The sequence below is a fragment of the Microcoleus sp. T3_B1 genome (genome assembly GCF_036700445.1).
Lineage (GTDB): Bacteria > Cyanobacteriota > Cyanobacteriia > Cyanobacteriales > Microcoleaceae > Microcoleus.
Genome location: NZ_JAUBOX010000009.1, coordinates 105,010 through 123,249 on the forward strand (window position 1 = coordinate 105,010; position 18,240 = coordinate 123,249).

An 18,240-nucleotide genomic window follows, 5' to 3' on the forward strand; every position below is an offset into this window, starting at 1 on the left:
AAGTGGATAAAATGAGCGCTAGCAGCAATTCAACAGAAATTAAGTTCGGAACCGATGGGTGGCGAGGACTGATTGCCCATGACTTTACTTTTGCCAACGTGCGAAAAGTCACCCGGGCGATCGCCAGTTACCTAGAAACCGCTTACACCAAAGACCGCCCAGTTCTAGTCTCCTACGATACCCGCTTTCTGGCAGACGAGTTCGCCCGCACCTCAGCGGAAGTATTGGCAGATTTGGGATGGACGGTGAAAGTGGTCGATCGAGATTGCCCCACACCAGTCATCGCCTACAGCGCCAAGCATCTCAACTCCGCAGGAGCCCTGATGTTCACGGCTTCGCACAATCCCGCACCTTACTGCGGCATCAAATACATCCCCGACTACGCGGGCCCGGCCACCCCGGAAATTACTGATACCATTGTGGCAAATATTGCTGGTGCTTCTGATGCCCCAGCCAAAGGCAGCCACAACGATAAAATCTCCAGTTTTGACCCGAAACCCGAATATCTGAAGTTTCTTTATACTTTGATCGATGTGGAGCGGATTCGCTCTGCTAAGTTGAAGGTGAAGTACGACGCTCTCTACTCGACTTCTCGCGGCTATCTCGACGGCGTTTTGGAACACTGCGGCTGCGAAGTCGAAAGTTTTCACACCTACCGCGACGTGCTGTTTGGTGGTGGAATGCCCGAACCCAAGGGGGAACAGTTAGTTGAGTTGGTGGAAGCTGTTAAGAAGGATTCGGCCGATTTGGGTTTGGCTACCGATGGCGACAGCGATCGCTTTGGTATTGTTGACGAGTTGGGAAATGTCTTGACTCCAAATACTGTACTGTTGCTGCTGGCACGTCACTTGGTTAAGAATAAAGGATTGACTGGGGCGATCGTCCGTACAGTCGCAACTACCCACTTGCTGGACAATTTGGCCGCCAAGTACGGTTTAACAATCTACGAAACCGCAGTCGGTTTTAAATACATCGGCGAAAAAATGCGGGAAACTGCGGTGCTCATCGGTGGGGAAGAGTCTGGCGGTTTGAGCGTTTTGGGTCACATTCCTGAAAAAGACGGGATTTTGGCTGATATGCTAGTTGCTGAGGCGATCGCCTATGAAGGCAAACCGCTTTCTCAGCTAGTCGAAGAAGCCATTAAAGAAGCCGACGGCCCCCTGTACAACAAACGTTTGGACTTGCACCTAGAAGAAGCCCACAAAGCAGCCGTTTTGGAATCTTTTACCAAGAATCCCCCCACAGAAATAGCAGGTATCGGCGTTAAGGAAATCGGCCGCAAAGACGGGATTAAACTTTATCTTGAAGACGGTGGCTGGGTACTGCTGCGGCCTTCGGGAACCGAACCCTTGATGCGCGTTTACATGGAAACCAATTCTGTGGAAAAAGAAAGCCAAGTTGCCCAACACATGGAAAAGGTAATTTCCCAGTTAGAACCTGTTTAAATTTCTACCTATTCCAACGGGGGTTTTTCCCCTAGCGCTTGGGATTGTGAGGTGCGCCGAAGCGCACCTTACGTATTTTTGATAACTCTGGCAAAGCCTCTGAACATTAATCATCGATACTGCTGGGCCAGTTATATATTTGCAATACACTGGGATTTGTTAAAGTTTGGGATTTGTAAATTTATCTATTTATTTTTAATTTTTAATTAATTTAAAAAATTCCTAAATTTTTCCCGAATCTACTTGACTTTTATCCAGATAAAATTGTATATTATTAAATAATGGGGTGTTTGCAAAAATAAAATTTTCACACATATTCCGATTATAAAACAATTATACAAGTTAAATTACTAGCCTGTCAACCCGTTTATGAAAACAATTCCTCTGCTCGCCATTAGTTTTTTAGTAGCAATTTTAGTAAGCGCGATCGGCATTATCTCAGTGCAGAACGCCGCCCCAGTATCCTTAAACTTTATCTTTTTTCAATCGATACAAATGCCCGTAGGAGTAGTATTGGCAATGAGCCTGAGTGCAGGACTGATCGGAGGTGCGCTACTGCAACCGCTGTGGAACCTTTCAGATTCCCAAAACTCGCGTCCTAAATTTCAGGCCAATCCAGAAGAATCCGACACCGTACAATATTAAATTGATGTGATCCCTTATAGGGAATATACCTGACCGTCAATCAGCAGCCGAGTAATTCCCTTTGCTCGCAAATAAGGTGCTGCTTTTTGCAGCATACTGCTGTCAGGAATCTTGAAAACCCTTTGATTGCGAGTAGCAAACCGGCGGGCCACTCGGTGATTGTCAAACACTGCCAGAGTTTTCTCGCGAATTTCCGCCGCCGGAATTTGACCGAGTTCGCCAAAAGCTTTTAGAGGTCTGGTGATTAACTCCGCCGCCCGATCGACCACCAAATAACAAATTTTGGGCAGAGATGCTTCGCTTAAAGGCAAAACTTCAATCAGCCCTGTACCCCGAAGCTCGTTAGCGAAGCCCTCGAAGAGGATCGACTCCCCTGACGATATTGAACCCAGCAGACGGCCTTCAAATAGAGAGTCTTCATCGTCTAAATCTTCGTCGAAGTCGTCATCTAAATCATCCTCATCCTCATCCTCATCCTCGTCATCTTCCTCGAAATCGCTAAAATCTTCACCTGCCAGCAGCCCGGATGCTGGCAGCATTGCCTTTAGTTCACCAGTTACAACAGCACGGTGGCTGCGATCGGCAAGATTGGCTGCTTGGGCATCTGGCACATCAGAAACATCCAAATCCGACTCTACATTCCCTCGAATTTCGAGTTCTGGAACTGGTTCAGGGACTGCTCCAGAACGCTTTCGGATCGTCGGTCTCGAATTTGCGGCTGACTGCAGGAGGGGGACTGACTCCGACAGGGGGACACCTACAGGATCGATTTCGCCATCTGCCGACGGCTCAGTAGTCCTCTCTGTCGGTTCAGAAACACTGGTGCTAGAGGACAAACGCTTTTGTTTTTGCTGCACTAGAAATTCGTATTCCGGCCCCGACAAAGCCCCCTGAATGATGCGCCTCACAGTCGAACTGCTCACTCCGTAGCGCTTTGCCAGAGTGATAGTATTCTCGTTTGACTGTCGGTACAGCCTGATGAGTTCGCGTTTGTCTGAATCGGAGAGTTTTGTAGGCGTCATGCCAAGTTTTCCAGCAAAAAGACTTGATACTCCCGACTGATGAATCAGGGGGATTCTTGACTAAGACCATAAAGGGACTTTCAAAGGCGTTATCAATGCGCCTCTACTGACTTCTTTGAGACAAAGCCCCAAAGTTGCCGCTACTTTTCTACCGATAATTAAAGTCAGTGAAGGAGTCGCCTCCTCCACTGCTCTACAAAACGGAACGTGATAGTTTCCCATCATTCCGCTCCTCAATAAAACGGCTGTTGTCATCAGTACGTCATTACCAACATATCGTTTTCCCACGCCCAAAGGCTTGGTTCCACTGGTGGCTTAGGTTTAGCACTTTTGCAGCTAGATTTGTTACCGAGACTACCATCATTGGCAGTCTTTGTGTCATGGCAATGTCGATGAAGTAGCTGCCAATTATCATACAATTCCCTTCCACCTTTCGATTTGGGGATGATGTGGTCAACCTCTATCGAATCTCCATCTTTGAAGTAGTTATCGCAGTGAGCGCATTTCCCTTTTTGTCGCTTGAGTAGTTTAGCCACTCTTACGGGTATTTCGGGGTGTACTCCCATTCTTGAACTCCAATATATCCAGTCCCCGTCATAGGGTGATGCCATCCCTTTTACTTTTACATAGCGTTTTATTTCAGTGGAGCTATGTTGTATGAGCTTTAGAGGATTGTTACCCTCTCCGGTTGCGAACACCCAGTTATTGCCTTCTACGGTTTTGAAGTATTTAAGGCGTGTCCACCCTCTGCCCTTGTTCCTATGACGATGGCGACCCCATTTGAGGAGCTTCCAAACCACTAAGTGCCATAGCCTATCAAATACTTTCTGACTGACGACTGTTGAGAAGTAGTTACACCAACCCCTAATGATAGGATTGAGATTTTTTATTAAAGTCGCTTGGTTTAACCCACGTGATTTATTTATTACTTCCGCAACTTTTCTGTAGTGCCTTTTCTGACTTTCCTTGCTGGGGGTGATAATAGTTTTAAAGCCCAATAAAGTGCCTCTGGTTCCCTTACTTGAGTTGTGTTTTCCTACTGGAAACTGCTTGATGTTGAATCCTAGAAAGTTAAATCCCGGTTTTTCACCATCTAGTTTATTCAGGGTGTGGGCTAATCTTGTTTTACTCGGCTTTAATTCTAACCCAATGTCACTTAACCACTTCTCTATCTCAACCTTACACAGCTTCACAACTTCTAAATCCTCATGGAGGACTACGAAATCGTCCGCATATCGTATCAGTGAAATCGATTTGATTTTGTCTCGTAATCCATAAGTATGACCACGATAGTCTCTCATCTCGAATTTTGGGGCTAAACCCCTAATCAATTCCTCAATCCCATGTAAGGCGACATTGGCGAGTAGAGGAGAAATCACCCCGCCCTGTGGTGTCCCTTCATCAGTTGGGAACAGCTTGTTTCCATCCATAACACCAGCTTTTAACCAAGCTCGGATTTGTCTCCGTAGGGTAGGATAGGTATTTAATTTTGAGAGAAGTACATCATGGTTAATGCGGTCGAAACATTTACTAATGTCGGCATCCAGAACATATTTTGATTTCTGACTTACCGCATTGAATATTGCTCCTATCGCATCGTGGCACGAGCGTCCTGGTCTGAACCCGTATGAGTTAGGTTCAAATCGCGCTTCCCATTCTGGTTCTAACACCAGTTTGACTAACGCGCGGCATCGCTCGGTCTTCCATTGTCGGTATACCTAAAGGTCTTTCCTCATCTGTCCCTGGTTTGGGTATCCAAACCCGGCGTGTTGGTTTAACCTTAGAACCCAATGATATTTTATTTATCAATGCGAGACGTTGCTTTGGATTCAGTGATTTAACACCGTCTACGCCTGCTGTCTTCTTGCCTTGATTATCCTGAGTTACCCGACGAACCGAAGCGGCTTTTGCTGCCCAAGAGCTTATCAAAAGTTTCTGGAGTCTGCGTACTAGCTTGACATCACCACGATTAGACGCTTGATATATCCGATGAATGCAATTTAAAAACGTTACGCTCTAGCTTTCGCCAGTTGATATCGTTCCATTCATACATCGGTTTTTCTGCCGTGTTCATAACTTATTCATTGCTACTTGTAGCTATACCATCCGTATTACCGTAAGTCCGTTAGCATATCCTCACCATTACAGTGAGACGTTGGCTTTTGACTCAATCTCTACCACCTGTTACCTGGAAATCCAGATATTTCGTCTTAGCTGACTGCTCGAAGTTTTCGACCTCTCCGAGAGTAATCAGGTGGGTTACTTCGTTCCTCACAACCATTGGTTTGTTCCGTTAGGATGTCACCTTTTCACCGAGTTTTTGGGTAACGTAGGTATGTCGAGCCAAATTCTCATACCACCCTGTACTAATGCCCTTTTGGGACTGCCAGCGCATGAAGCCTTATTTCGCTGGTTCGGCGTAACGGTGATTCACGCAGTGACTTCGCTTTCGCTATCCGTAGGAACTTGCTCACGGGATACCACTTTAGGCTAGTAGCTCTTTCCGCTTTTTATCCCCGCTTCACCGATTGATGGCTAGTCTCTACAGTGGGGGATATGCTTTCACCTCTACGTTTGGGGGGCAGGGTTTGACGCTTTCTAGGATACTTACGCTCACCTGCAAGGTTGTGAAGTTGTCATCTACAAGGGATTAAAGTGCGAACTCAATCCTAATGGATTACCCTGTAGAAGCCAGTCATCCCCCGATTTCTCGGTTTCGACTGAACGAATCGCACTTGCCTGCCCCATTGCAATCAGCATTAATCAACAAACCTTCAAGAGTACGGTACAATCCGCGCTTAATTCTTTGACCGCAAGGTTGCCACCCTTCTGGTTTTTCGCAGAATTTAGGTAGCAAATCAAGATCGATAAAGGAAGCCTTCGACGTATACGACTCTTCGGTTTCCACAAACCGAATCCCGTACTGCTCGCATAACTGAGCAATACGGGATTTTAGCCGGCCAGTTGGAATCTGAACAAAATTTTGATTAGTTTTATTTCCTAAACTAATACCATTTTTCATGACAGCATTCCAGCCGAATACTACAGTACCAATTTTATTGAGCAAGCAATGATTTATTACTTTTCGAGCTGCTTTGTTGACAGCATCCCGCATGGTGCGATTGCGATTCTCAGTTAAACCCTCCAATCGTTTTGACCAGTAACCATTCGCTTTCCCTGACATCAAAAACGCAACACGCTTGTTATATCCTTGATTGATGGACTTCAGATGTCGTCCGTCAATTATTAAGCTAGTCCCCACATTGCTGATACAAGTCAACCAATTGTTCATCCCGTGGTCGATCATCAAGACCTTGGATTGGTCTACCTCTACTTGGACATCTTTCAGTTTGTAAATCAACTCTAAATAGAAGGCACCGTTTCGAGGTAGAATCCTATATTCTCTGATTGCTTTGTAGTCGAGATTGGTAGGCTGAGGAAGATAGAAAGCATCCAAGCCGAACCAAGTTTTAACCTTGCTGCCCAATGGGAATCTCAGTAGTCCATCCTTAAGCCGGACAGAGCGACCTGTATAAGTCACTAAAGCTAGACCGCCTTGTCGATAATTCGGTAATCTAGGTCTTTGGGTTACAGTGCCTTTGCGAATTCCTCTCAGTAGTCCAATGTAGGATTTAAAAGACTCAGCGACGGTAGTTAAAATCTGTTGCGCGGTATCCGAATAAAATGCTTTGTAATGCAAGTTCTGGTTTTCTGTACCAAGCACTTTGTGCAACTGGGCCCTACTCGGTATCTTGCCTGTCTTGAAGTACATTTGGCGAGCATAATATATTCCGCAGTTCGTCAACTTTGACGACTCGCTACAAAGGAATTCTAGAATTGCTTTTAAGTCTGTATTGGGACTTATTAGATTTTGTTGGCATCCAAACATATTCTCTTTCCTCCCTGTTAAATTATACTATCATAGTAGGATTTCATCCTGTCAAAAATAAACAATATAATTCTGTTTATGTTCATGATTTGACCCCTGCTGTAGATCGATCTACAGCAGGGGTCAAATCTGTCGTAGCCTATCTTCTGCTATGAAGGAATTAATTGAGGATAAAGATGTTAGGCGACGGTCGTCGCTGCCGCTTTCCTCCCCATGTCTAAAGCCAGGGCTTCTCGCTCGTTTTTTGGTGAAAAGACGCAGGCTAGCAGTCAGCGAACTGTGATTTTTCATTTTCGATTTCAAGCTCACAGATGCCGACAAGGGCAAAACAGCTTTCGCGTCCCCATCGCTTGCCAAAGCAACCCTAACCTCAAATCGCTAGGCTGCGCGACGACTGCGCCTGCTCTGGCGAGAACGGGTTGAGATATCATGTTCCAAGATAGCTCCAATTCCGAAGAGGATGGCGCTGAAAACAAAAAAGACTTCCAGCAAACTGCCGCTTTGATAAGTACCCTCAGCCTGAGTATCGCGCCATTTAAAGTACATATCTGCGATGTAAAGCGAAAAAGTTGCCGCCGCAATCATTCTCCAAGATTGGGAAAAACGTCCTCCCCAAAACGCCAGCAGCAGTGCTGTAGCAATAATCAGCAGAAAAACGTCCCCGACGATGTAAAACAAATTGATTGCATAGGCGTAAGGCGACAGTTGCTTGTCAAGTGCTATTACCCATGCGGGAGTTTTACTTGGTTCTGCTGCTTCTTCTTCTTCTTCTTCGGGTGCGGATTTAGCAGCAGTCGCGGCTGTTCCTTTTACCATTGAGTTGGACGAATTTTCTAAACCAGGCCCTTTTGCCGCAGGCGCTGGCGCAGAGCCTGTCACTACTTCCTGGGTGGCTGCTGGAGACATTCCTAGCTGTAGCCTCCAAGACTCAGGTGCAGCAACCCAGATAGCTACAGCAATCCCGAAGGCTGCAATTCCCGCTAACAAAGCCCACTGCCAAATTTCTAGATTCAGCCGTTTGGAAGTCACAGCGATCACCATGCCCCCAATCAGTACCACATAGCTGCCCAGATAAAAGGCATCTGCGGGGGACACGTCCGGGTCGGCCTCGAAATACAGTTCCCAAATGCCAAATAGCACACCGCCGATAAAATAGAACAGCATCCCCAGACCAATGCCCAGCCAGACGTTGCGCCCGCTGACCATGTGCGGGCTTTGCCAGTTTCTAAAACAAACTAATGCAGCTCCCAGGTATGCCCCGCATTCAAAAATATAAGTGCCGATCGAGTACCACAGAGGTAAACCCTCTTCTGCTGAGAGGGGGACGCTGAACAGCAAAAAGAACAGCAGCGCCATGACAGCCCAGACAATGCCCACAATCACTAGGGTCTGAGCTGACAGTAAAGATGAAGATGTAGATGACTTTTCTGAAGTGCTACTCATAGGGATTCCACGAGACCTAACTAGCGGTTGAACGCACCCCATCTCAATCTTTGATTGGAGATGAGGATTCTTTCGCCAAAAAACTTAAAAAACCTCGATCTGACGCTTCCGGGATAACTGGCGTCCTCAGTGTGTCGTCGGGGCTTTTGCCCTCGTACACTATAGAAAGACTAAGCAAGAATAATATCTATTTACTAATTCAATAAATTAGTTGTTAGTCGATCTTGTACCCGGAAATATAATGATAGACATACGGTAGATGTCTCCACCCTTAAGGTTTTTACAGTACCAAATCTATCTCTGAAATTATACCCTCAAAGGTTGAGGTATCTGTTTTTTTGCTTTCCCATTCCCCTACTCATATCAATGATTCTAGGTGGGGAATGCGATCGAAACTTAGTTAAATTGCCAGACCATAGGTGGCATCCAAACCGAATCAACAATTTGGTTGGTCAATACAAGTTGGCAATCCAACCTGTATATCGCGTACCCCCTACAGCGCAATTATCTAAGATCCATTATCTCGACCCAATTGTCTGAGCAATTGTCACAGATTTTCTATCCTGCGATCCACAACTTGTTGAGGGCTGATTGTTTCAGCCAATCTAGAAACTGAGTCCGATCCGGTGCTGGCATATCTTGCAGCACATCGCTCACTCCCTCCGCGAAGTCCGTATTGCCAAAATATGATTTGCCCAAGCGGTGGAGTTCTTGCAATAAGGTCTTGAGATGCTGCTCTTGCCAAGGAGGCACCTTGTGATTTTGCAAGGGACTAACGGTTAGCCAGTTTTTTATCGCATCAGGGGAGTCTGCCTGGGGGAAGTTTCCCTGCTGAAATACCTTGGCGATATCTTTCTGAAACGATGTGGCTTGCCTTGCGCCTAAGAGGTCTTCTACATCGAAGTAAACAGCTTGGAGGAGCAGCAGACAAGCCTGCGCGAACAGTGGTGCTTTGGCTGCTTCATTCCCTGCCGGTTCTTCACCGGCAAGCTGATCTAAACGGACTTTTCCCCAGACGCTATATCTATCCGGCTCTTCTAGCAGAACACAGGCTTTGCCTCGGTTGTCGGTTAAGTCCCGCCACAAGGCTCTGGCGTCTTCTGCTTGCTTGCCGTTGAAGGCGCTGATCAGGCGAAAAGTCTGCCCCTGATAATTGAGAATGGGAATTTGTTGATCCCGTTTTGGGTGTTGAAAATTGGTTATTTCAACATCCTGCCGTTTCAGAATAAACATGACACTGCGATTTGACTCCTGTCATGGCCGAGGTGCTGTGCTTTTGACACTCCCGATGCCTAAAGGCGAGGGGATTCTTGATTCAGCGAATCCACTTAAATTAGCAGGATTGCTCCCGATCACCCAGAGATGGTTCTGCTACACAAAACTTGGCTAAACTTATTTAAGTCTCACCATTCAATCAGGATTGCTCCTAAAGGGTCTGCTTCCTGTTTCACCCAAGGGAGTCGGCTCCTTCTTGTCCACAGGCGTTAATTTGGGTGTAGCCCGCCCTAATTGAGTTAATTTTAGTTGAAGCTTTTAGCCATGAGTCATCCAATATTTTCAACCAATTTAACGAAACGCGGACTCGCGTTCGACCTTGTAACAGGCTGGTCAGTTTTGACTTGCACGGTGGTTTACTCTCCCAGATAATTAAGCCTTTGTTTTCGGCACTGAGGTAATCATACCGCCCAGAATGTTAACCATTCAAGTTAAGTATGACTAATTTTAGTAAACTTTTTGGCTATTTAGTCCAACTCCTCAAGCGTTCCGATACTTTTTTGCTAACAAATGCTAACAAATATCTAAGCTGAGATTGTCTCTCAGCCTTGGCGTATAAATCAATGCACGAAGGAAAATCCCCCGCGCACAATTTAGGACTGCTGTACTGGCAACGCTTGATTTTCGCGCTCGTGCTGAGCAGGCGATTGACTGTTTTGCTTTGATGCCGTAGAGGAAGCTTATATAAAGGCTCCGTACCATCAGGGATTTTCACCTGAGTCTTTCAATCCTAGTTCTACCACATTTTTATCAAATATCAAGTCGAGCAGAATGTTAGCCAACATAACTCAATATCAGCAAATTAGTCATTCTGGCTCAACTCATACCTCAAATCAGGAGACGATCTCTGGTTTTTCGGTAATGCGGTCAGCGTTTTAGGCTTTGCCACTACGGGATGTTAACATAACCAATAGACATCGGGGAAAAAGCACCTGTGACTCTTTTGCTGTCTGAGTTCCGTCTTAATGGGGAGAGATATCCGATCGACCAAATAGTTGGGTTTCAACTCGACCTCTAAATACTTTACCCGAGTTCACCAAAAAACGAGCGAGAAGCACCGGGCTACCGACATGGGGAGGAAAGCGGCTGCGACGACCGTCGCCGTGGAATGATCGCAACTTGAGTCGCAATGATATGATAAGTGCAGCGATTAAGAATAACCATCTACGTGTTGAAGCATTTTAGTTTCGGTGAGATTCCGGCACAGTAAGCCACTACTGCCTTTGAGCAGGAAGCCTATTTAACTGACAAAAAATATCAAAATGTGGAGCGTACCTATCTGGCATAAGTGATGGACTCCGAAAGCCGAAAAAAGCCAAAAGTATACGCAAAGCTTGGATTCGTCCATGCTGAGTGGGTAGAGGCGCATTGATAACGCCTTTGAAAGTCCCTTTGTGGTCTAATCAAGAATCCCCCTGATTCATCAGTGAGGAGTATCAAATAATTTACTTGCTCGATCGCACACTGCACCGATACAATAATCTTGTTAGCGATTTTTGAGTTGGGTGCGTAACTCAGTTGGATAGAGTAGCTGCCTTCTAAGCAGCGAGCCGCAGGTTCAAGTCCTGCCGTACCCGTTAGGTAATCCTTTTGCGTAGCAAGGGTTTCAGGTTGACTAAGCTACCGAGAGTCTGGTTTTCCGCTCATCTTTAGCTCAGTCCTACTCTTCTAAGTAGCTGAGTATGTCCAAAACTGCCTCCATATCTGCCAAGTTTGCGCCGGACTTTTTGCGTCTGGTCTTCAACTTGTTAAGCAGGTCGGCCGGCTCTGGAAATTCTGCGACGGTCGGAGCCGAGTTTTTATTTGCTTGCCGATCGCGCTGCGCTTCCTTGAGTTCTTGTTCCAACATCTGCACCTTCAGTCCTAAATCGCCGTTGCGCTCGTGTAACTCATTCAGTTCCTTATCCCATTCTGCAAGCTGCTTGTTGGCCGCTTTCAATTCCTGCCTGAGTGATTCATCGTTGCCGTCACTCAGGCACTCAATTTTCCCAGCCGTTCCTCAATGGCGGCCATCCGTTCCATCACCGGGTCAAGGCGATCGGCTACAGCCTTGTCTACAGTGTCTACAATTTCTGTAGACACGACGCTATCATTGCTTCGTGTAGACAAATCTGTAGACGATGTAGACACTATCGGTGTAGACAAAGTAGACAGCGCTGTAGACGTGCCTGAGACTTCCTTGAGAATGCGTTGTGCAGCTTGACTAAGTGACTCACCGTCTAGCTTCTGAGCTTCTATCCAGTTCAGGAAGTGACCAGAAGCCCTAAACGATACAACTTGACTTTGACTCATTGTAGACACCTGTATACAGTATTTGTCTACAATAACTGATATCTGTCTACAGTGTCAACAGTTTGTAGGCAAAACTTGTAGACATGAAAATCCCCCAGTTAAGGGGGATGGGATTGATCCGTCAGTTGTCAGGCAGTGGCTAAATTTTTCCTTGGAGACGGATGAGTTCAGCAATTCGCTCACGGACTAACTCGTCTTCTCCCTCCAACCAGTCAGCGATAGTAGCAGTGCTGTATTTCCGTCCCGGAGTATTCCATCCGAACATTTGAGTAAGCAGGGCTTGTAAATGTTCAGAATGGTACTCTGGTCACCAGATTAGTGCAATGTCTCGCATTTTTTCTGCGTCCTCTAGGGTGATAACTTCAGGTACTGATGCCACTGCCGGCTCTGACTCCGGTTTTAGCGGGGATTGAGATTGCTGAGGTTGAGTGAGTATGTTTACCATTTTCTCGCGCTCGCTTTGTGGCTGTTTTGAGAACCATTGCAAAAATTCTGTAAAAGGTGAGGAAATTGAGTTGCCAGAGTTGCCAGCGCTCTGTGTAAGGGTTTGTGGGTTGCCAACTGGGTTGCCAACTGGGTTGCCAATATTTTCTGGCAACTCACCTGGCAACCCTGTAACCCTTTCTGCGTCTACTGGCAACCCTGGCAACCCAGTTTTGCCACTTCTTGGGGAACTTTGTACAAAGCTAATTCCAAGCAAGTATTTTTGCCCTCTCCGTTCCATTTCGTCACGACCGTTATATCGGTGAACTTGTACTTTAGGGAAAATCTCGCACAACCTTGAATACAACTGGTTTACAGCTTTCACCGGAGCGTCATATTTATTGGAAAGTTCATTCCAAATCAGCTTCTCCTTGGTGCCACTAGTCTCTCGCTCTAGAATCCCTGCATCCTCATACCAAGCTTGCAATTGCTCCCACAAATCTTTAACCCAGACGCGACCGCCAGACTGAACCTCCAAACCAACCTCGCGGGCAAACTGCCACAAATGCCGGCTTTCCTCCTGAGCTTCTCGCATCGCCTCACGGGTTGCCTTGTAGTCAATCCCCTCTTTTAGTAGCAGTGGCAACCGCTCCAACATCTTGTTGAGCATCGCCGGCGCAATCCGCTCAAGGATAAAGTTCTCATCATCCTTAAAGCGCGGGTCAGCCTCTAATTCACCCTGAGACGGGTCAGCATTGTGCTTGTAAGTCTTCTTGAAACTCAGGATGCCGTAGCGGTCATCAATGGCGGCCGTCCCTCCAGTGATAGAGGGTAGTTTGTTGCAGTTGGCAAAGAAGACGGCCGCAGGCTTGTACTCATAACCATCCTTGCCCTTGCGTTCAATATCAATGATGTCGCCTGTGATTAACTGCTTAAGACTCTGGATGGTGTCGAGGTCTACTTTTGCAGTATTCTCGGAAGCCCAATTACAAATACTTCCTTCAATTCCTGCTAGAGAGAACTTGCGGCCATTGTCATAGGACTTGAAATCTGACAGCGACTTGCCAGTCATCCCCCGCCCAAAGACAGCGGACAACACAGCCCGCAATGTATCCTTGCCGTTAGCCCCCTCGCCGTGGCACAGCAAACCTTTAACGCCCCGTCCCGTCAGCTTGGAGCGAACAAGCTTCAAATTCAACGCAGCAGCAGCAGTCCGCAAAAATACCTCACGCTGCGACGGTTCCAAGCATTCTAAAAGGCGATCGCAATCTGTCGGGTCAATGTCAGGGTCATACTTGCAGCCAACATAGGTATAGACCTGGTTAGGGTCATGTGGCACAAACGAGTGAGAACCGTCAGGGTTAATTTTCACTACCCCGTTAGAGCAGTTCAAGCCGTCAGGATTTATTTTGTTTGGGTCAACCCAGTTCTGATCGATAACCCACGTCAGAATCTCAGTTCTGTTACTAGACCTGGCTCGGTTGTTGACCCAAACACCCTTTACCTTCTCCGCGTAGGTATTGAGCCAGTCACCGATACGGCGCTTTTCCTCGGATTCCGATCGCAATTCGTAGTGACTGCCGACATAGCGATAAAGCTGACCTCCAATAGCTTTCCAGTGACCGTCTGAGTAAAGTGCAGCCTCTGCCTTCTGTACGAAGTTTTGCAGTGCAGTCGGTGCTGTGTCTGGGATGTAGTCACTTTTACTACTGTCATACTTCTGGCATACTACTTCTTCTCGCGTGCGCGGGTGAGGAGTTAAAGAAATATTAGGAGTTAATTCCGTTGCAGTGTTATTGACTGCTTCCTCCATCCGTTGAATAAATTCCTCGCTGTCTATGGCTTCCAAGATTTCTCGGATGTCTCCCGCATCTGGAATATCTGGGTAGATGACACACGGGTCAACAACCACACAAGGGAATCGGATGTGACGGGCAACCAGCCAGACTCCTTGACTTTTCTTGATACCCGCGTCATCGTTATCGCGCAACACTGCAACACTGACGTTTTTGCCTGTCGCTTGCAGAGTTTCGAGCATTATCTGAATTTCGGGGTCACCCCAATTGGAACCTTGCAGCGTTAGTCCTGCGATGCCGATGCCCCTCGCACGGTCTACATTGTCTTCCCCTTCAAGCGTCAGAACGAGAACGGGTTCACCGTCTGGTAGTGCTTTTAGTAGTTCGACAACTTCATCAATCCGATATGCCGGCCAGCGAGTATCGCCTTTGCTCCAGACTTCCTTGCCACTGGGGTCGATGTGAATTTGGCGACAGGTTTTGTCGCGTCCCTTTGGTTTACTTGCATCGGGCCAATCAAACCGCAAAACCTTTTGAGTGTCGCTGTAGGCGTAGGTGATTTGTGTAGCACTATCTGGAACGCCTTTAGGGAAGTATTTAGGTTGTTCGGTTCGGGGTGGTTTTCCGGGTGCGGGTAATCTCAGAAGTTTCGCGCCGATCGGAACTGGTACGGGTAGGTATTCCTTCTTTTTGGCTTTTGGCTTTGATGCCTGTGGTTTACTTACCTGTTGCTTAAGTTTTTCTTCCTCGCACTCTGCTAAAAATTCAGCCAGTGGCCGGATAGCTTCCCGAATATCAGCGGTTGAGCAAGCGTTTGTCCAGCACTGGTACTTACCGTTCTTGGAGTTAATCCCTAAACTGTGGCCCTCGCAAACAGGGCAAATATAGTAATTTTTGGCTTTGCCTGGTTCCAGTTTGTTGAGATGGTCGCGGATGTCGAATTTTTTGGGGGTGCTTGAAATTTGCTCGTTATCTGGAGTAGAATTGTCGTACATAAATTTAGCTCGCCCACAGCGAGTCTGAATGTGGATAAAGCCTCAAAACCGTTGCGTAAGGGTTCCAATCTTCGAGCAGCGGTTTTTTGGTGTTTAGTTAGGTTTTTGAAAAATTGAAAGCTCAAGTGGAACCAGCTTTTCTGGCGTCAGGGTATGACGTTAAAAAGCCAGTCTTCCTCGTGCAAATGAGAGTCCAGCTTAAGTTTTGGTGGGTCGTATGCACGCGCAGTCGTTTCACGGTACTGCCTGTCTATCGGGTCTTAACCCGCCCCTCCTAGCAACCTACTTTGGGAGATTCCCGGATTCATTCGTCACCATCGACCGAGCAACAAACCCACCTACTCTTTCTCTTGCAAAGCATTTCTTTGGGCTGCCTACCGGATGCACCCCGATTGCTCAAGGTTGAGGCTCCACCACTTTAAATTCTAGGGCTTACCCGACCGCAACTGACACCACTTCGTTAAAATTTTGGCGTCAACTTGTCCGATTGAAATCATTTCCCCTACAACAAAAATCATCGCGGACAAGCTGCCACTCAAAATTTTTGTCAGTTGCTACTTAGTGTCGCTGTAATTTCTAGGGTATGGTAACTGAGGACGAGCTTTATATCCAGGAAGCGGACAATCGGGAGGAGTAATGAAAAAAGCTACAGAAGCAGGAAGTTGCCCTTCATTTGCATCCATATAAGAAACTACTTGCAAAATCCTCTCTACATAAAGCGCAGGTATCCGTACCAACTTAGTTTTTCCAGCAACTTGCCATTTATAAGGTCTGCCCGCCCGCAACCTCAAACCGCCTACCTTGTTTTTTTTGACTCTCATTTTGTTACACAATTAACTTTTGGTTACACAATCACATTTAGCTACAACCCTTACTCTGTATCCCCCCTAAGTATTATATTTCTTTATCTTATTTCTGTTATACCGGGTATTACTCGCCCCGGTTGGCCTGCGGCGCCATAAATTCTAACTATCGCGGCTGGGGGGGCGGGCCATACCCGGCTCCCCCCCCCCAGCCCACGTTTTCATCCTCCTTCTATTAAGCGTTTATACTCAGATTCAGCAGCTTTGTATTTTGGTGAGCCTCCCTTGCTAACCCCCCATACCTCAAGGATGATTTTCGCTTTACCCCATCCCTTAGCCTTCAGTTGCAGCGCTCGTTCAGCGCGTTCTGATTCAGCGTTCTGAGAGTCGTTCTGTTCGGGTTCAGCTAGTTGTTTTTGGGCGATCGGTTCTGATTCCTCTTCCCCGTCATAAGTCAGTGCCAGTAAGCGTTCTAGCTGTTCTCGCGGGTTCAAAATTTGTTCAGCTTCTTGCTGTCGCTGTTGTTGAGAAATGTAAACAGATGTACTGATTTCGTCAATCGTATCAGCCTTGATAGCCTTAGCTTTCATCGCCTCGATTTCATCTTGTTCTGACTGTTCGCGAGCGATATTACCAGCGACCACAGAGCAAGCGATCGCAGCACACAAACTGACACCTTGCAGTGCTTTATGAGTGTTTAGCTTTTTGTCCAGGGCTGCTAGTGGAGTCAGCCACAACACGACAGAGGACGCGCTCAATACAAACAGTTTTAGCTGCATAGAAACACCCCCAAACCAATCAACAGCATCGCTAAACCGCCGATTAAAAGCGCTTGTAAATCGGCCACTGAAACCTTAAGCAACTTACTCAGGGAGTAGTCAAGTAACCAGCTCAACCCCCAAGCAATCGCAATCGCTGCTAGCAAGAATAAAACGGCTTTCATTGCCATCGGATGCAGACTCGCTATCCACCCCAAAAGGGAGAAAGCGACGCATCCGGCAACGAAGTAGTTAGCCAGATACATCGCTTTCATTTAGTGAGTCCCTCCTGTGAGTTTTGCCTTGATTTCATCAATGCGAGTCCGAGCATCACTGTCAGCCTTATCAATCCCTAAACCCAGTCGGGCATAGCCGGGACGCAAACTGTGCAAGTGCTTAGCTAGTCGAGTGTCTGAGCGTTTTTTGCCCAGTTCATTATCGGCCACAGCACCCTCATATTTGCGGTGATGACGGTGAACTTTAGCATCGGCTTCTTCAACTTTTGCCAGCGCTTCATAGGCACGTTTAGATTGTTTTGCCCCGTCTGTTTTCTCCTTTGCTAAATCCTTCATAGCGTCCGCTTCTTCCTTCGTGAAATAGCGCGGTGCTGGTACAACTGGAGCACTACGAATGCTGGAAAAGTTACCAGGATTTAGCGGTGTGATGACACTTGCGTCGGTGCTTGCCAAAACTTTTGATTTGTCGATAGCGTGTCCGCCGTCGTTGCTAGCCGTGAGTTTTCCAGCATCAGAATTTCCGCCAAAAAGGCGTAGTTGTAAGCTCATAATTTTGTCCCGATTTGAATGTTGATGCGAACTGGGGAGGGAAATAAATTCAAGGGGTTGATTTGTCGCCACATAGACATAGCCAGCACAAACACCCCCGCCGATGTGAGTACGAGTGCAATGAGTTGAGAGATGTCAACCCAGTCTAAAAAGCTGGTGGAAGTCTGGCGGGTGAAACCGCACACAGGGAATGAACCGTCGTTAGTCCAATCAAGGGTGTCTACAGTGTCTACACCCTCCATGTCTACAGTGTCTAGCGCTGTGTCTAGTGGTTCCGTCAAGGTATACAAACAGTCGGACTGCTTGCGACTGTTTGCGACTGTTTCACCTGTGTCAAGCGGTTCAGGTGTTGTGTCTAAAGTGTCTAGCGGTGTGTCTAGTAGAGTATCTAGTAGAGTGTCTACATTCACTGTGTCAAATGATTCACCGGCAACGAGGTACAGTTCCAGCAGTGCTTCCCATGTAGCAGTTTTGCTGAGTTTCCCAAACTGTCTGGCGTCTTCGTTGGTGAAACCACGGTCAAAGGCGATCGCCTTTAATTGGTCAATGCGACGGTAGCTGACGGTAGGTTTAGTCATGGCAAAACCCCGTCAACTCAATCATTAAGAGTTGCGATCGTCCGTTAGGACAATCGGCTGAAAGTGGCATAATTTATAGGCTCCAAACGTT

The 18,240-nt window shown here is 46.9% G+C and carries 16 protein-coding genes, 1 tRNA gene and 1 pseudogene; 3 read left to right on the forward strand and 15 right to left on the reverse strand.

What is annotated here, in order from left to right; genetic code table 11:
- The first annotated feature begins 11 nt into the window (after window positions 1–11).
- Both QT990_RS07825 and QT990_RS07830 read left to right on the forward strand, forming a co-directional pair.
- Complete coding sequence (locus QT990_RS07825; protein ID WP_333143451.1) at window positions 12–1,445, forward strand: phosphoglucomutase/phosphomannomutase family protein; 1,434 nt, start codon at window positions 12–14, stop codon at window positions 1,443–1,445.
- 369 nt (window positions 1,446–1,814) lie between these two features.
- Entirely contained in the window at window positions 1,815–2,090 is a 276-nt protein-coding gene (locus QT990_RS07830) for a LapA family protein (protein WP_333081696.1), read from the forward strand.
- Between the two features lie 14 nt (window positions 2,091–2,104).
- Here QT990_RS07830 and QT990_RS07835 read toward each other — a convergent pair whose 3' ends face one another.
- The 6 genes and pseudogenes from QT990_RS07835 to QT990_RS07860 all read right to left on the reverse strand — a co-directional run bounded on the left by QT990_RS07835 (window position 2,105) and on the right by QT990_RS07860 (window position 9,677).
- Window positions 2,105–3,112 (reverse strand): hypothetical protein, encoded by a 1,008-nt coding sequence (locus tag QT990_RS07835; protein WP_333143450.1) that lies wholly within the window; start codon window positions 3,110–3,112, stop codon window positions 2,105–2,107.
- A gap of 60 nt (window positions 3,113–3,172) precedes the next feature.
- Window positions 3,173–3,367: a hypothetical protein gene (locus QT990_RS07840; protein ID WP_333143449.1), complete on the reverse strand. Its 195-nt coding sequence runs from the start codon at window positions 3,365–3,367 to the stop codon at window positions 3,173–3,175.
- Window positions 3,367–5,186 (reverse strand): annotated as a pseudogene (ltrA, locus tag QT990_RS07845) (group II intron reverse transcriptase/maturase). Before ltrA ends, QT990_RS07840 begins: the two are co-directional and overlap by 1 nt.
- A gap of 621 nt (window positions 5,187–5,807) precedes the next feature.
- Entirely contained in the window at window positions 5,808–7,001 is a 1,194-nt protein-coding gene (locus QT990_RS07850) for a transposase (RefSeq protein WP_333143448.1), read from the reverse strand.
- Between the two features lie 378 nt (window positions 7,002–7,379).
- Complete coding sequence (locus QT990_RS07855) at window positions 7,380–8,444, reverse strand: hypothetical protein (RefSeq protein WP_333412671.1); 1,065 nt, start codon at window positions 8,442–8,444, stop codon at window positions 7,380–7,382.
- A gap of 558 nt (window positions 8,445–9,002) precedes the next feature.
- Window positions 9,003–9,677: an Npun_F0813 family protein gene (locus QT990_RS07860; RefSeq protein WP_333055855.1), complete on the reverse strand. Its 675-nt coding sequence runs from the start codon at window positions 9,675–9,677 to the stop codon at window positions 9,003–9,005.
- A gap of 1,545 nt (window positions 9,678–11,222) precedes the next feature.
- Between QT990_RS07860 and QT990_RS07865 the strand changes: the two genes are divergently transcribed.
- A tRNA-Arg gene (locus QT990_RS07865) sits at window positions 11,223–11,296 on the forward strand.
- An 83-nt stretch (window positions 11,297–11,379) separates the two neighbouring features.
- Here QT990_RS07865 and QT990_RS07870 read toward each other — a convergent pair.
- The 9 genes from QT990_RS07870 to QT990_RS07910 form a co-directional block, all read right to left on the reverse strand.
- The gene (locus QT990_RS07870) at window positions 11,380–11,658 is read right to left on the reverse strand and encodes a flagellar alpha dynein (RefSeq protein ID WP_333143446.1); all 279 of its coding nucleotides are present in this window, start codon (window positions 11,656–11,658) and stop codon (window positions 11,380–11,382) included.
- A gap of 32 nt (window positions 11,659–11,690) precedes the next feature.
- A complete protein-coding gene (locus QT990_RS07875; protein ID WP_333140985.1) occupies window positions 11,691–12,011 on the reverse strand; it encodes a hypothetical protein in 321 nt (106 codons plus the stop codon).
- A gap of 139 nt (window positions 12,012–12,150) precedes the next feature.
- On the reverse strand, window positions 12,151–12,276 hold the full coding sequence (locus tag QT990_RS07880) for a hypothetical protein (RefSeq protein WP_333465106.1): 126 nt from the start codon (window positions 12,274–12,276) through the stop codon (window positions 12,151–12,153).
- Window positions 12,277–12,318: 42 nt separating this feature from the next.
- Window positions 12,319–15,225 carry a DUF5906 domain-containing protein gene (locus QT990_RS07885; RefSeq protein ID WP_333465107.1) on the reverse strand — a complete coding sequence of 969 codons (2,907 nt, stop codon included), beginning with the start codon at window positions 15,223–15,225 and terminating at the stop codon, window positions 12,319–12,321.
- Window positions 15,226–15,779: 554 nt separating this feature from the next.
- Window positions 15,780–16,046 (reverse strand): hypothetical protein, encoded by a 267-nt coding sequence (locus QT990_RS07890; RefSeq protein ID WP_333143444.1) that lies wholly within the window; start codon window positions 16,044–16,046, stop codon window positions 15,780–15,782.
- 203 nt (window positions 16,047–16,249) lie between these two features.
- A complete protein-coding gene (locus tag QT990_RS07895; RefSeq protein WP_333143443.1) occupies window positions 16,250–16,807 on the reverse strand; it encodes a hypothetical protein in 558 nt (185 codons plus the stop codon).
- Complete coding sequence (locus tag QT990_RS07900; protein WP_333143442.1) at window positions 16,798–17,061, reverse strand: hypothetical protein; 264 nt, start codon at window positions 17,059–17,061, stop codon at window positions 16,798–16,800. Before QT990_RS07900 ends, QT990_RS07895 begins: the two co-directional genes overlap by 10 nt.
- Window positions 17,062–17,571 (reverse strand): hypothetical protein, encoded by a 510-nt coding sequence (locus QT990_RS07905; protein WP_333143441.1) that lies wholly within the window; start codon window positions 17,569–17,571, stop codon window positions 17,062–17,064.
- Complete coding sequence (locus tag QT990_RS07910; RefSeq protein ID WP_333143440.1) at window positions 17,568–18,149, reverse strand: hypothetical protein; 582 nt, start codon at window positions 18,147–18,149, stop codon at window positions 17,568–17,570. Before QT990_RS07910 ends, QT990_RS07905 begins: the two co-directional genes overlap by 4 nt.
- Window positions 18,150–18,240: the final 91 nt, after the last annotated feature.